The organism is Sulfuriferula sp. AH1 (assembly GCF_002162035.1).
Taxonomy (GTDB): Bacteria; Pseudomonadota; Gammaproteobacteria; order Burkholderiales; family Sulfuriferulaceae; genus Sulfuriferula.
In genome coordinates, this window is sequence record NZ_CP021138.1 from 2,292,868 (window position 1) to 2,306,358 (window position 13,491).

14 protein-coding genes are annotated in these 13,491 nt (G+C 56.3%); 9 read left to right on the forward strand and 5 right to left on the reverse strand.

The window, feature by feature from the left end:
- Positions 1-18: 18 nt before the first annotated feature.
- A complete protein-coding gene (ispB, locus tag CAP31_RS11595; RefSeq protein WP_223247266.1) occupies positions 19-981 on the reverse strand; it encodes an octaprenyl diphosphate synthase in 963 nt (320 codons plus the stop codon).
- A gap of 162 nt (positions 982-1,143) precedes the next feature.
- Between ispB and rplU the strand changes: the two genes are divergently transcribed.
- The 4 genes from rplU to proB all read left to right on the forward strand — a co-directional run bounded on the left by rplU (position 1,144) and on the right by proB (position 4,021).
- Positions 1,144-1,455: a 50S ribosomal protein L21 gene (gene rplU, locus CAP31_RS11600; protein WP_087447678.1), complete on the forward strand. Its 312-nt coding sequence runs from the start codon at positions 1,144-1,146 to the stop codon at positions 1,453-1,455.
- A gap of 11 nt (positions 1,456-1,466) precedes the next feature.
- On the forward strand, positions 1,467-1,727 hold the full coding sequence (gene rpmA / locus CAP31_RS11605) for a 50S ribosomal protein L27 (RefSeq protein WP_087447679.1): 261 nt from the start codon (positions 1,467-1,469) through the stop codon (positions 1,725-1,727).
- A gap of 75 nt (positions 1,728-1,802) precedes the next feature.
- Complete coding sequence (gene cgtA / locus CAP31_RS11610) at positions 1,803-2,891, forward strand: Obg family GTPase CgtA (protein ID WP_087447680.1); 1,089 nt, start codon at positions 1,803-1,805, stop codon at positions 2,889-2,891.
- Between the two features lie 5 nt (positions 2,892-2,896).
- Entirely contained in the window at positions 2,897-4,021 is a 1,125-nt protein-coding gene (proB, locus tag CAP31_RS11615; RefSeq protein WP_087447681.1) for a glutamate 5-kinase, read from the forward strand.
- A gap of 14 nt (positions 4,022-4,035) precedes the next feature.
- On the opposite strand, the gene CAP31_RS11620 is transcribed toward proB, so the two are convergent.
- Both CAP31_RS11620 and CAP31_RS11625 read right to left on the reverse strand, forming a co-directional pair.
- The gene (locus CAP31_RS11620; protein ID WP_087447682.1) at positions 4,036-4,683 is read right to left on the reverse strand and encodes a lytic transglycosylase domain-containing protein; all 648 of its coding nucleotides are present in this window, start codon (positions 4,681-4,683) and stop codon (positions 4,036-4,038) included.
- The gene (locus tag CAP31_RS11625; protein ID WP_087448375.1) at positions 4,680-6,380 is read right to left on the reverse strand and encodes a proline--tRNA ligase; all 1,701 of its coding nucleotides are present in this window, start codon (positions 6,378-6,380) and stop codon (positions 4,680-4,682) included. The genes CAP31_RS11620 and CAP31_RS11625 overlap by 4 nt, the downstream gene beginning before the upstream one ends.
- 87 nt (positions 6,381-6,467) lie before the next feature.
- On the opposite strand from CAP31_RS11625, the gene CAP31_RS11630 reads away from it, so the two are divergent.
- Both CAP31_RS11630 and CAP31_RS11635 read left to right on the forward strand, forming a co-directional pair.
- Entirely contained in the window at positions 6,468-7,244 is a 777-nt protein-coding gene (locus tag CAP31_RS11630; protein ID WP_087447683.1) for a polyamine aminopropyltransferase, read from the forward strand.
- Positions 7,245-7,380: 136 nt separating this feature from the next.
- Positions 7,381-7,776 carry a hypothetical protein gene (locus tag CAP31_RS11635; RefSeq protein ID WP_087447684.1) on the forward strand — a complete coding sequence of 132 codons (396 nt, stop codon included), beginning with the start codon at positions 7,381-7,383 and terminating at the stop codon, positions 7,774-7,776.
- Between the two features lie 59 nt (positions 7,777-7,835).
- On the opposite strand, the gene CAP31_RS11640 is transcribed toward CAP31_RS11635, so the two are convergent.
- Positions 7,836-8,732: a phosphoribulokinase gene (locus tag CAP31_RS11640; RefSeq protein ID WP_087447685.1), complete on the reverse strand. Its 897-nt coding sequence runs from the start codon at positions 8,730-8,732 to the stop codon at positions 7,836-7,838.
- 131 nt (positions 8,733-8,863) lie between these two features.
- Between CAP31_RS11640 and leuS the strand changes: the two genes are divergently transcribed.
- The 3 genes from leuS to holA are packed head-to-tail and all read left to right on the forward strand — an operon-like array spanning position 8,864 to position 13,017.
- Positions 8,864-11,470, forward strand: a complete 2,607-nt coding sequence (gene leuS, locus CAP31_RS11645; RefSeq protein WP_087447686.1) for a leucine--tRNA ligase — start codon at positions 8,864-8,866, stop codon at positions 11,468-11,470.
- A 26-nt stretch (positions 11,471-11,496) separates the two neighbouring features.
- Positions 11,497-12,003, forward strand: coding sequence for an LPS assembly lipoprotein LptE (gene lptE / locus CAP31_RS11650; RefSeq protein WP_223247267.1), 507 nt, complete (start codon positions 11,497-11,499; stop codon positions 12,001-12,003).
- Between the two features lie 3 nt (positions 12,004-12,006).
- The gene (holA, locus tag CAP31_RS11655) at positions 12,007-13,017 is read left to right on the forward strand and encodes a DNA polymerase III subunit delta (RefSeq protein WP_087447687.1); all 1,011 of its coding nucleotides are present in this window, start codon (positions 12,007-12,009) and stop codon (positions 13,015-13,017) included.
- 85 nt (positions 13,018-13,102) lie between these two features.
- Here holA and rplS read toward each other — a convergent pair whose 3' ends face one another.
- Complete coding sequence (gene rplS, locus CAP31_RS11660) at positions 13,103-13,483, reverse strand: 50S ribosomal protein L19 (RefSeq protein WP_087447688.1); 381 nt, start codon at positions 13,481-13,483, stop codon at positions 13,103-13,105.
- Positions 13,484-13,491: the final 8 nt, after the last annotated feature.

A 13,491-nucleotide genomic window follows, 5' to 3' on the forward strand; every position in this document is an offset into this window, starting at 1 on the left:
GGACGCCATCACGCCGATTCAATAACTTCTGGCCACGGCAAACTCGGCCAGGCCGATCAAATTCTGTTTATATTGCGAATCAGGCAACGCCGCGATGGCGGCTGTTGCCAAATCCACTTCGTGCTGCGCTTGCGCTCGGGTGTAATCCAGCGCACCGCTGGCCTGTATCGCGGCCAATATCGGTTCGAACACTTCCAGACCGCCATTTTCGATGGCATGACGCACCATCTGCGCTTGTTCCGCTGTGCCGTTTTTGAGCAAATACAGCAACGGCAGCGTCGGCTTGCCTTCCGCCAGATCATCCCCGACATTTTTACCGATCTCGGCATGATCGCCCGAATAATCGAGCACGTCATCTATCAATTGGAAAGCCGTGCCCAGATGCATGCCGTAGTTCGCCATTGCAGCCTCGGCAACCGCATCTGCGCCGCCGAGTATCGCACCCAGACGTACCGCAGCTTCGAACAGCTTCGCCGTTTTATAACGAATCACACGCAAATAGTCATCTTCACTGATATCGGCATCGTTGCAGTTCATCAGCTGCAATACCTCGCCTTCGGCGATGACATTCGTAGCATCGGACAACACTTCCATCACTCGCATCTGCCCAACCCCGACCATCATCTGGAACGCACGGGAATACAGAAAATCGCCAACCAGTACGCTGGCAGCATTGCCGAACAGCGCATTGGCCGTTTCGCGGCCGCGACGCAGGCTGGATTCATCCACCACGTCGTCGTGCAACAAAGTAGCGGTATGGATAAATTCGACGACAGCCGCCAGTTCATAATGATGCACGCCCTTGTAATCCAGCGCTCCGGCTGACAATAACACCAAAGCCGGACGCAAGCGCTTGCCGCCGCTGGCGATGATATACTCTGAAACCTGACTGACCAAAGCAACTTCGGAATGTAACCGCGCACGGATTACCTCATCAACACGCTGCATATCTGCTGCCAAAAACGCCTGAATTGCCTGCATTATCACTAACCGCTTATCAAAAATTATCCAATAGTAGGGAGGCAGGGTGCCTTATGTCAAGGTACTTTAAATCGACAAAACACGCAAACAAAGGTTTGACCTTTGCTATTGATTTCTTTATAATTCCGCTCTTCCCTCTAGTTTAGAAGTTTGGAGCTCACCATGTATGCGGTCATAAAAACCGGCGGCAAGCAGTATCGCGTCGTCGCTGGCGAAAAAATTAAAGTAGAACAGATCACCGCGGACGTTGGCAGCGAAATTGTGTTGGACCAGGTATTCATGGTTGCCGATGGCGACGATATCAAGGTCGGCGCACCGCTTGTTAACGGCGCAAAGGTCACAGCCACCGTCCTGTCTCACGGTCGTCACGACAAAGTGAAAATTTTCAAAATGCGTCGTCGCAAGCACTACCAAAAGCATCAAGGGCATCGTCAAAATTACACTGAAATCCAGATCAGCGGCATTTCAGCTTAAGGAGATAAACCATGGCACACAAAAAAGCAGGCGGTAGTTCACGTAACGGCCGCGACTCGCACTCGAAACGACTTGGCGTTAAACGCTACGGCGGTCAGGAAGTTTTGGCAGGCAACATCATTGTTCGCCAACGCGGTACCCAATTCCACGCTGGCGATAACGTCGGCATGGGCAAAGATCACACCCTGTTCGCAACCGTAGACGGTACCGTACAATTCGTGATCAAGGGCGCACAAAAACGCAAGATGATCAATATCGTTCCTGCGGCTTAAACACGCTGGCAACACACTCAAGCCCTATCCTGCGGATAGGGCTTTTACTTTTCAGCACCCACCTTTGTACACACCATGAAATTCATCGACGAAGCAAAAATTGCAGTATTCGCTGGTAAAGGCGGTAACGGCTCTGCTTCGTTCCGCCGCGAAAAGTTCGTTCCGCGCGGCGGCCCCGATGGCGGTGACGGTGGGCGTGGCGGCAGCGTCATCGCTGTCGCCGATCGCAACATCAATACCCTGATCGACTTTCGCTATACGCGCGCATTCCGTGCGCACCCGGGCGAAGGTGGCCGCGGCGCAGACTGCAACGGCAAAGGCGCTGATGACATCATCCTGCGTATGCCGGTAGGTACCGTCATCACCGATTTGCTAACAGACGAAGTGTTAGCCGACCTCGCCGTCGATGGCCAGCGCGTGGTCATTGCCAAAGGCGGCAAAGGTGGTCTCGGCAACCTGCATTTCAAATCCAGTACCAACCGCGCCCCGCGCCAGACCACCCCCGGCGAGGAAGGCGAAGAACGCGAATTGAAACTCGAGCTCAAGGTACTCGCGGATGTCGGCCTGCTCGGCATGCCCAACGCCGGCAAATCGACCTTTATCCGCGCCGTATCTGCCGCACGTCCCAAAGTGGCGGACTATCCATTCACCACCCTGGCACCCAATCTCGGCGTGGTACGCGTGGATATTGATAAAAGCTTCGTTATCGCCGACATCCCCGGCATCATCGAAGGCGCTGCTGACGGCGCCGGGCTCGGCCATCGCTTCCTGCGCCATCTGGCACGCACCCGCTTGTTGCTGCATATCGTGGACGTAGCCCCGTTCGATGAGAACAGCGACCCCGTGCATGAAGCACGCGCGATCGTCGAAGAGCTGCGCAAATATGACGAAACCCTGTATAACAAGCCGCGCTGGCTGGTACTGAATAAAATCGACCGCCTGGATGAATCCGAGCGCGCAGACGCCACCGCCAAATTCATCAGCGATTACGGCTGGACCGGACCGGTATTCACCATTTCAGCACTCACCGGCGCTGGCTGCAAGGAATTGACCTACGCCATCATGGCCCACATCGACGCCACGCGCGCAGAGGAACACCTGGCTGAAGATGCCGGTGCGGCATCTGTCGAACCCGTCTCCGAATACAAACCCGAAACAGAATAAAACCCATGAAATCGGCCCTGCATTCAGCGCAACGCATCGTCATCAAAGTAGGTAGCGCGATCGTCACCAATGATGGACGCGGACTCGATCATGCAGCACTGGCCAAATGGTCATCCCAGATAGCGCAGCTGATGGCACTGGGCAAGGAAGTCATCCTGGTTTCCAGCGGCGCCGTCGCCGAAGGCATGCAGCGACTGGGCTGGACCCAGCGCCCCGGCAGCATCCATGAATTGCAGGCTGCCGCTGCAATCGGGCAAATGGGGCTGGTACAGGCCTATGAAACCAGCTTTCGCCAGCATCAGATTCACACCGCGCAGGTATTGCTCACGCACGAGGATCTGGCCGACCGCACCCGCTATCTCAACGCGCTGTCCACACTGCGCACCCTGCTGAAACTCAAGGTCGTCCCCATCATCAACGAAAACGACACTGTCGTTACCGAAGAAATCCGCTTTGGCGACAACGATACGCTGGGCGCGCTGGTCGCCAACCTGATCGAGGCCGATGTTCTCGTCATCCTCACCGATCAGGCCGGTCTCTATACCGCCGACCCGCGCCAGCATCCGGAAGCGATGCTGGTGAGTCAGGCGCAGGCCGGCGACATCGCCCTGGAACAGATGGCCGGCGGCGCCGGTAGCGGCATCAGCCGCGGCGGCATGCTCACCAAGATACTGGCCGCCAAGCGCGCTGCGCGCAGCGGCGCACACACCATTATCGCATCCGGGCGCGAAGACAATGTCCTGATCCGCCTCGCTCATGGCGAAGCCATAGGCACCCAGCTCACCGCTGCCAGCACACCGCTGTCAGCACGCAAAACCTGGCTGGCAGACCATTTGCAGGTACGCGGCAAACTGGTGGTGGACGCAGGCGCCGCCAAAGCGCTGGCTATCGACGGCAAGAGCCTGCTGCCGATAGGCGTGATTGCGGTAGAAGGTGATTTTGCTCGAGGCGAGGTCGTCGCCTGCGTCACTGCGGAAGGCAATCTGATCGGCCGTGGCCTGGTCAATTATGCAGCCAACGAAGCCCGGCGCATAATCGGTTTGCCTACCAGCCAGATTGAAACTGCATTGGGTTATATCGATGAGGCTGAATTAATACATCGCGACAATCTGGTGGCGCTGTCTTCCTGATACAGCCGCCGTTTTCAGTTTCCGGCCATCTTCACCGTACCTGACCGCACCAATTGCACATTGGGCGTATAGGCCCAGTGCCGCTTCCAGGCGCTCACCACCATCGTAGGGTATTCCGGCTTGCCGAGACTGCCGTTATACCGGCCCAGCGCCCGATACAGATCACCTTTCTCCATATCCAGATACAACCGTAAAATATTGCAGCCGTAGCGCAGATTGGTGCGCAAATGGAACAGATCCTGATCGGGCGTACCCACGAGCTTTGTCCAGAACGGCATCACCTGCATGTAACCGCGGGCTGCCACACTGGAAACGGCATATTTCTTGAAGCCGGATTCGACTTCGATCAAACCCAGCACCAGTTCCGGATCCAGACCCGCGCGTATCGCCTCATAACGCACCGTACTGAGAAAATCGATGCGCTGCTCGGGATCCGGCATGCGCCTGGCCAGACGCCTGGACATTTCGGCCAGCCAGGCCTGATCTTCCGGGGTATTCATGAAGCTGACATTCGTTATCGGCGTATCCGATACCGCCTTGCTCAAGGATGCGCGCACACTCGCCGACATCGGCTCATAGAGCTGATTGCCGGCTTGCGCGCTGCCAGCTGCTGCGCATAACGCCACAAGCAGCCATCCTGAATTGAGCAGTTTAAATGTCATTTGCCTAATGCATTGATCAAGAAAGTGTTAATTTCAGTAACGGGCACATTGGTCGCCTCAGCATCCGTGCGCCCCTGATATTCAACTATAGCATCTTTCAAACCGCGTTCGCCAATCACCACGCGATGCGGGATGCCTATCAGCTCCATATCGGCGAACATCACCCCCGGGCGTTCGTTGCGATCGTCCAGCAGCACATCCACCCCCGCCGCTGACAGCTCGTTATACAACTTATCGGCAGCCTCGCGCACAACTTCACTCTTCTGATAGCCGACCGGCACGATAACCAGCGCGAAAGGCGCCAGCGCTGGCGGCAACGTCATACCGCGCGCATCGAAATTCTGCTCGATCGCTGCGGCAACGATGCGCGACACACCGATACCGTAACACCCCATTTCCGCCACCCGGGATTTGCCGTTCTCATCCAGATACTGGCATGCCATCGCTTCCGAGTACTTGGTACGCAACTGGAAGATATGGCCGACTTCGATACCGCGGCAGATCGCGAGCACGCCTTTGCCATCCGGACTGATATCACCGGCGACGGCATTGCGGATATCCGCTATTTCAGGCTCGGGCAGATCGCGTCCGAAATTCACTCCGGTCAGATGGTAGCCGTCGGTATTGGCGCCACAGACGAAATCGCTCATCAGCATCACGCTGCGATCGGCGATCACGCGTATCTTCAACCCCACCGGGCCAATCGAACCCGGCGCGCAACCCGCCACTTCGCGGACGATGGCATCACTGGCGAAACGCACTTCCTGTCCCAGCAGCTTGGCAGCCTTGACCTCGTTCAACTGATGATCGCCGCGCACCAGCAACGCAACGGCACCATGCTCGCCCTCGACTATCAGGGTCTTGATCATGCGTTCGGGAACAATGTTCAGCATGGCGGCCACTTCGTCGATGCTGTGCTTTCCCGGCGTCGGCACCAGCGTCATCGGCAGGCTCGCGGCGGCCCGTTCGCCCTGCGGCAGCACGGCCTCGGCCAGCTCGACGTTGGCTGCGTAATCGGAGTCGGGACAATAGGCGATCGCATCCTCGCCGGAATCCGCCAGCACATGAAACTCGTGCGATCCGGAACCGCCGATGGCACCGGTATCCGCCGCTACTGCACGGAACTGCAAGCCCAGGCGGGTAAACACACGACTATACGCCGCATACATGGTCTGATAAGTCTGCTGCAGACTGGCGAAATCGGCATGGAAGGAATAAGCGTCCTTCATCATGAATTCGCGTGCACGCATTACGCCGAAACGCGGCCGGATTTCGTCGCGGAACTTGGTCTGAATCTGGTAGAAATTGAGCGGCAACTGGCGATAGCTCTTGATCTCGCGCCGCGCGATATCGGTAATCACTTCCTCATGGGTAGGACCGAAACAGAAATCGCGCTGGTGGCGGTCGGTGATTTTCAGCATCTGCGGGCCGAATACTTCCCAGCGCCCGGTTTCCTGCCATAACTCGGCCGGCTGCACCGCCGGCATCAGCAGCTCCATGGCGCCGGCGCGGTTCATTTCTTCGCGCACGATCGCTTCCACCTTGCGCAAAACACGCAAACCCAGCGGCATCCAGGTATACAGACCCGAGCCCAGACGTTTGATGAACCCTGCCCGCAGCATCAAACGGTGACTGATCAGCTCGGCTTCGGCAGGGGCTTCCTTAAGCGTGGAAAGAAAAAATTGTGAGACGCGCATGGTATAAACTGTCCAGTTGTTCGTAAAATAGCTGATTTTAACAGAAACCGCGATTAGACTTGGCGGATTCAACACGAAAGCACCACGATGCGATTCTTTAAACGCCGCATACATAAAGCGGTATCTGACCTCGACACCGTCGAGATCAGCGAACAAAATGGCATACGCTATCTGCACCTCGGCAACGACACGGTGCAGTCGGCGATGCGCATTGCCGCACCCAACGCACTGGAGCTTACCTATACCCAGGCCATGCTCGGGTTCCTGCTCTTCACCGAGACGCCGGCCAACGCGATGCTGATCGGGCTGGGCGGCGGTTCCCTGACGAAATTTCTGTATCACCAGTTCCCCGCCATGCAGCTTACGGCAGTCGAGATCAATCCCAAGGTCATCCAGGCGGCTCGCCAGTTCTTCTTCGTGCCGGACGATGATGAGCGACTACGTGTCACCGAGGCTGACGCGGCACAATTCATCGTGGATCAGGAAGGCTGGGACTGCATACTGCTCGACGGTTTTGATGCCGGATTTCAGGTCGAAGCATTGGCCAGCACGGATTTCTACAGCCGTTGCGCGCAAGCCCTCACTGCAACGGGAGTGTTGTCGGTAAATTTATGGGGCAGCGATCCGGAATTCGATATCTACCTGCAACGTCTCACTGAAGTTTTCGAGCAACGCATCGTGTGCCTGCCAGCGGAGAAACGCGGCAATGTCCTTGTCTTTGCTTTCGCAGCACAGCCGGCGATGCAATCCGAGCGCTTATTGCAGCAACGCGCACAGCAACTGGAAGCCGGACTGGGTTTGCCATTCGTGAACTTTCTGGAACGCCTCAAGCACACTTCCGGCAATGCCGATTTCTTCAAGTAGCGCCGCGACCCGAAAACGTTGCGGCACAGGTCAATCAGCCTGCCTCCCCGGTACATAACTACTCGCCACAAACCGCGTGAATTCTGCTATATTCGGCCGATAAAATATAAAACAAACCATAATTACAGGAGACAACATGGAAGCTTTATTCACTGAAGCATGGGCTAAACGTTTCTCAAACAAATGGAACAGCAATGTCGAAATGGTCAATCAACTGGCTACGGCCAATTTTGATTCCGTCGTCGCCTTCGGCTATCTGGATCATCCACGACCTGAAGTGGTGCTGGAAATTTCCCAGGGTCGCATCATCCACGCCCAAACCTATGAAGCGGACGCCAACCACACAATCGAATGGGATCTGCGCGCGAAACCGGAACAATGGGAAAAATGGCGCGGTAACGGTCCGGGCATTACCGGCCTTGGCGTAGCGGTAGCGAGCCGCCAATTGCAGTTTATTGCCGGCGATTATCGAAGAATGATTCGCCAGCCATTACTCGCCGGACCGTTTCTCAAATTTTTCACTTTCCTGTAATCTCTTCCGGGCAATAAAAAGCCGGGCAAGCCCGGCTTTTTATCACATCACATACGGCATCACGATTTCTTTTTTGCGGCAATCATCTGCTCGATCATAGGACCCAGAATCAGTTCCATCGCATAACCCATTTTCGCACCCGGCACGACCAGAGTGTTGGAACGCGACATGAAGGAATTGGGGATCATGTTGATCAGATAAGGGAAATCGACGCCTTTACGGTCGCTGAAACGCACGATCACCAGGCTTTCATCCGGAGTAGGGATGTCGCGTGAGATGAACGGATTGGAGGTATCCACCGTAGGCACGCGCTGGAAATTGACATGTGTACGCGAAAATTGCGGCGTGATGTAATTCACATAGTCAGGCATGCGGCGCATGATGGTATCCACGATCACTTCGGCGGAATAGCCGCGCTCAGCCGCATCCCGGTGGATTTTCTGGATCCATTCCAGATTCACCACGGGCACCACGCCTACACCCAGATCCACGTACTTGGCAACATCAACCTTATTTTTGCCATCGACTACCAAGCCATGCAAACCTTCGTAAAACAGCAAGTCGGTATCGGCCGGCACATCTTCCCAAGGCGTAAATTCGCCTGCCGACAATTTAGTGTTTAAACGCTTGTTGTGAAATGCAGCCTCTTCATCGCTATGGATGTAATAACGCTTCTTACCCTTGCCATCCTTACCGTAGCTTTTGAACAAAGCCTCAAGCTTGTCGAAATGATTGGCCTCAGGACCGAAATGGCTGAAATGCTTATTGCCAGCGGCCTCAGCCTTGCTCATTGCGGCTTTGAACTCGGTACGCGATAAACTGTGAAAGCTGTCACCTTCGATCACCGCGGCGTTGATGTTTTCCCGGCGGAAAATATGTTCGAAAGCACGCTTAACCGTCGTTGTACCTGCGCCTGACGAACCGGTTACAGCAATCACAGGATGTTTTTTGGACATAGAGACTCCATTGAAGTATAAAAAATATCAGATATTTTCACAGTATAACTTTTAAGCTGCCCCGCTGTCCACGCGCAAGCATGTTAGCAAGGTATAATATGCCACTTTGGAATCATTTACGCGCAAAAAAGATGGAAGCCCACTACCAACCCCAAACAATTGAAACCAACGCTCAGCGCAACTGGGAAGCAAGCGCCGCATTCAAGGCGACCGAACAAAGCGACAAACCCAAATACTACTGCCTGTCCATGTTCCCTTACCCGTCCGGCAAATTGCACATGGGGCATGTGCGCAATTACACCATCGGCGACGTGCTGGCGCGCTTCCATCGCCTCAAGGGCTATAACGTCATGCAACCCATGGGCTGGGATGCATTCGGCTTGCCGGCAGAAAATGCCGCCATCAAGAACAATGTGCCACCAGCGGCCTGGACCTACGCCAATATCGCGCACATGCGCAACCAGCTCAAGAGCCTGGGCCTGGCGATCGACTGGGACCGCGAAATCACCACCTGCACCCCGGAATATTACCGCTGGGAACAATGGCTGTTCACCGAGCTGTTCAAGAAGGGTCTGGTCTACAAAAAAACCGCCTCGGTCAACTGGGACCCGGTAGACTGCACCGTGCTCGCCAACGAACAGGTAATAGATGGCCGTGGCTGGCGCAGTGGCGCCCTGGTGGAGAAGCGCGACATCCCGATGTATTACATGCGCATCACCGCCTATGCCGACGAACTGTTAAGCGGGCTCGATCAGTTGCCGCACTGGCCGGAACAGGTCAAGACCATGCAGCGCAACTGGATCGGCAAAAGCTTCGGCTGCGAAGTGCATTTCCCTTATGACGTGAGCAGCATCGGCACTGAAGGCGTGCTCAAGGTCTACACCACCCGCCCCGACACCCTGATGGGTGCTACCTACGTCGCCGTGGCCGCCGAACACCCGCTGGCCACGCTCGCCGCAGCCAGCAATCCGGCGCTGGCCGAATTTATCGCCGAATGCAAACGCGGCAGCGTCGCCGAAGCCGACGTCGCTACCCAGGCCAAAAAAGGCATGGATACCGGCCTCGCCGTCACCCATCCGCTCTCCGGTGAAACGCTGCCGGTCTGGGTCGCCAATTATGTGCTGATGGGTTACGGCGAAGGCGCGGTGATGGCGGTACCGGCACACGATGCACGTGATTTCGAATTCGCCCAGCAATATGGCTTGCCGATGAAAACCGTCATCGCTTCAACCAACGGGGAATACAGCGAGGTTAGCGCACCATGGCAGGACAGTTACGGCGAACACGGCGTATGCGTCAACTCCGGCAAATATGACGGACTCGGCTTCGATGCCGCGCTGGAAGCCATCGCTGCCGACTTGCAAGCCAAAGGACTGGGCAGCAAGCGCACCCAGTTCCGCCTGCGCGACTGGGGCATTTCCCGCCAGCGCTACTGGGGTTGCCCCATTCCCATCATCCATTGCGGGCATTGCGGCGATGTGCCGGTGCCTGCAGCCCAGTTGCCGGTCGTGTTACCCGAGGATGTCGTCGTCACCGGCGCCGGCTCGCCGCTGGCCAAAATGCCGGAATTCTATGAATGCAGCTGCCCCCAATGCGGTCAGCCGGCACGGCGCGAAACCGATACCATGGATACCTTCGTCGAATCGTCGTGGTATTACGCCCGCTACGCCAGCCACAATTGCACAGACGCCATGCTCGACTCCCGCGCCAATCATTGGCTACCGGTCGACCAGTATATCGGCGGCATCGAGCACGCGATCCTGCATCTGCTCTACGCCCGCTTCTTCCACAAGCTGATCCGAGATCAGGGGCTGATTGCTTCCGACGAACCATTTACCCGTCTGCTCACTCAAGGCATGGTCATCGCACCAACCTTTTACCGCGACCTCGGCGATGGCAAGAAGGACTGGTTCAACCCTGCCGAAGTCGAGGTGCGCAGCGATGAGCGCGGCCGTCCACTGGATGCCGTGCTCAAGGCCGACGGCCTGCCGGTCGTCATCGGCGGCACCGAAAAAATGGCGAAATCCAAAAACAATGGCGTCGATCCGCAGCTGCTGATCGACAGCTACGGTGCCGACACCGCTCGTCTGTTCATGATGTTCGCCGCACCGCCGGAGCAGAGCCTGGAATGGTCGGACGCCGGCATCGAAGGCGCTCACCGCTTCCTGCGCCGCCTGTGGAAGCGCTGTTTCGAGCATGTCAGCGCCGGCCCGGCAACCGCATATCGCGGGGGAGAACTCGGCATGGAACTCAAGGCACTGCGTTTTCAGCTGCATAGCGCCGTTCAGAAAATCAGCGACGATTATGTCCGCCGCCAGACTTTCAACACCGCCATCGCCGCCATCATGGAGCTGCTCAACAGCATGGACAAACTGGCGGCTACCGATGCCGTTGCCCGCAGCGTGGCACAGGAAGTGCTCGAGCATGTAACCATCATGCTGTCGCCGATTGTTCCGCATATTTGCGAAGCACTGTGGAGCGAACTGCGCCCGGGTACCGAATTGGCCGGGCAGAATTGGCCCGTCGCTGATGAAAGTGCGCTGGTACAGGATGAAATGACGCTGATGATCCAGGTCAACGGCAAACTCAGAGGCGAAATCACGGTATCCAAATCAGCAGCAAAAGATCAAATCGAGCAATTGGCGCTTGCCCATGAAGGCGTGCAGAAATTCATTGCCGGGCAGACACCGAAAAGAGTGATCGTTGTCCCGGGACGATTGATCAATATCGTGGTCTAATTAGTTTTTTCAGACGGATATCCAAAATGAAAATTACTGTGAAGCTTTGGTTTTTGCTGATGTTAAGCATCAGCGCACTGGTTACCGGGTGCGGCTTTCAGCTGCGCGGACAAGCCGACATCCCTTATACCTCGCTCTATGTCGACGGCAACCCCGGCTCACCCTTGGTGGGTAATCTGCAGCGCATGATCCGTGCCGGCGGCCACAAGAACCGCCTCGCCAAATCCAGCGATACGGCCGAACGCACCATACAGATCCTGTCGGAAGCCAGCAATAAAGTGATCCTGTCTCTTTCCGGGACGGGACGCGTAGGCGAATACCAGCTCCAATACCGCGTCAAATACCGCCTGCTTGCGCCCAAAGGCAAAGAGATACTTGCACCGACTGAAATCGTATTAAGTCGCGACATGAGTTACAACGACACGCTGGTACTGGCCAAAGGCTCGGAAGAGCAACTGGATTATCGCGACATGCAGAACGATGCGGCACAGCAGATCCTGCGCCGCATCGCACTTCTGCATCAAACCAGATAATCCATGCGCATCAAACCCGAACAGCTCGCATCGCATCTCGCCAAAGACTTAAAACCGCTTTACTGCGTCTATGGTGATGAGCCGCTGCTGGTGCTGGAAGCCGCCGACCAGATACGGCAGGCGGCGCGCGAACAAGGCTACAGCGAACGCGAGATTTATCAGATTGAGGGACGCTTTAACTGGCAAACCCTGCTGGACAGCGGCAACAACTTGTCCCTGTTCAGCAGCCGCCGTCTCGTCGACATGCGCATTCCCTCCGGCAAGCCGGGCATAGACGGCGGCAAGGCGTTACAAAGTTACTGCGCCGCCCTGCCTGCCGACAGCGTTACCCTGATCACCCTACCCAAGCTCGACCGCCAGGCGACGGCGGCCAAATGGTTTACCGCACTGGACAATGCCGGCGCCACGATCGCAGTTTACCCGGTAAGCAATGAACAATTGCCGCGCTGGATCGGCGAGCGCCTGGCACAGCAGAAGCAGCAGGCTGATAGCGATACCCTGCGTTTTCTGACACAAAAAGTCGAAGGCAACCTCCTGGCAGCGCAACAGGAAATACGCAAGCTGGCACTGCTGTTTCCCGCCGGCAGACTCGATTTCGCCAGTGTACGCGAGGCAGTGCTGGATGTTGCGCGCTACGATGTATTCAAACTCGCCGATGCATTGTTGCTGAGCGATGTGCCGCGCCTGATGCGCATGCTGGACGGCCTGCGCAACGAAGGCGAAGCGCCCACGCTGATCTTGTGGACGATCACACGCGAACTGCGCATTCTGACCCGCCTGAAGACCGCCCAGAACAGCGGCATAGCCCCCGCCAGACTGATGCGCGATGTCGGTGTATGGGAAAGCCGTCAGACCATGGTTGAAAAGGCGCTGCAACGCGTCAAACTGGATACGCTCACCCACTGCCTGAGACAAGCCGCTGCAATAGATCGCATGATCAAAGGGCTGGTTAACGAAGATCCCTGGGATGCACTCAAACAGCTGGCATTGAGTATCGCCTTGCCGCAACGCTGAACAGCTCCCGGCTCGCCAAAGTCGACGCTGCAATAAAAAAGGGCAGATCCGCGGATCTGCCCTTTTTAACAGCGATAGCCAATACTCAAGCAGCAGTTGCCTTGGCTTTTCTGGCTGGTAGTTTCTCTTTGATACGCGCGGATTTACCCGAACGCTCGCGCAAGTAATACAGCTTGGCACGACGCACATCACCGCGACGCTTCACTTCAATACTGTCGACCAGCGGTGAATAAGTCTGGAAAGTACGTTCCACACCTTCACCAGCGGAAATCTTGCGCACGATAAATGCGGAATTCAGTCCACGGTTACGTTTGGCGATAACCACGCCTTCGTATGCCTGCAGACGTTCGCGAGTACCTTCCTTAACCTTCACGCTAACGACTACGGTGTCGCCCGGTGCGAAAGCAGGGATGGTTTTACCCAAACGGGCGATTTCTTCCTGTTCCAACTGTTGAATCAAATTCATTGCGTTCT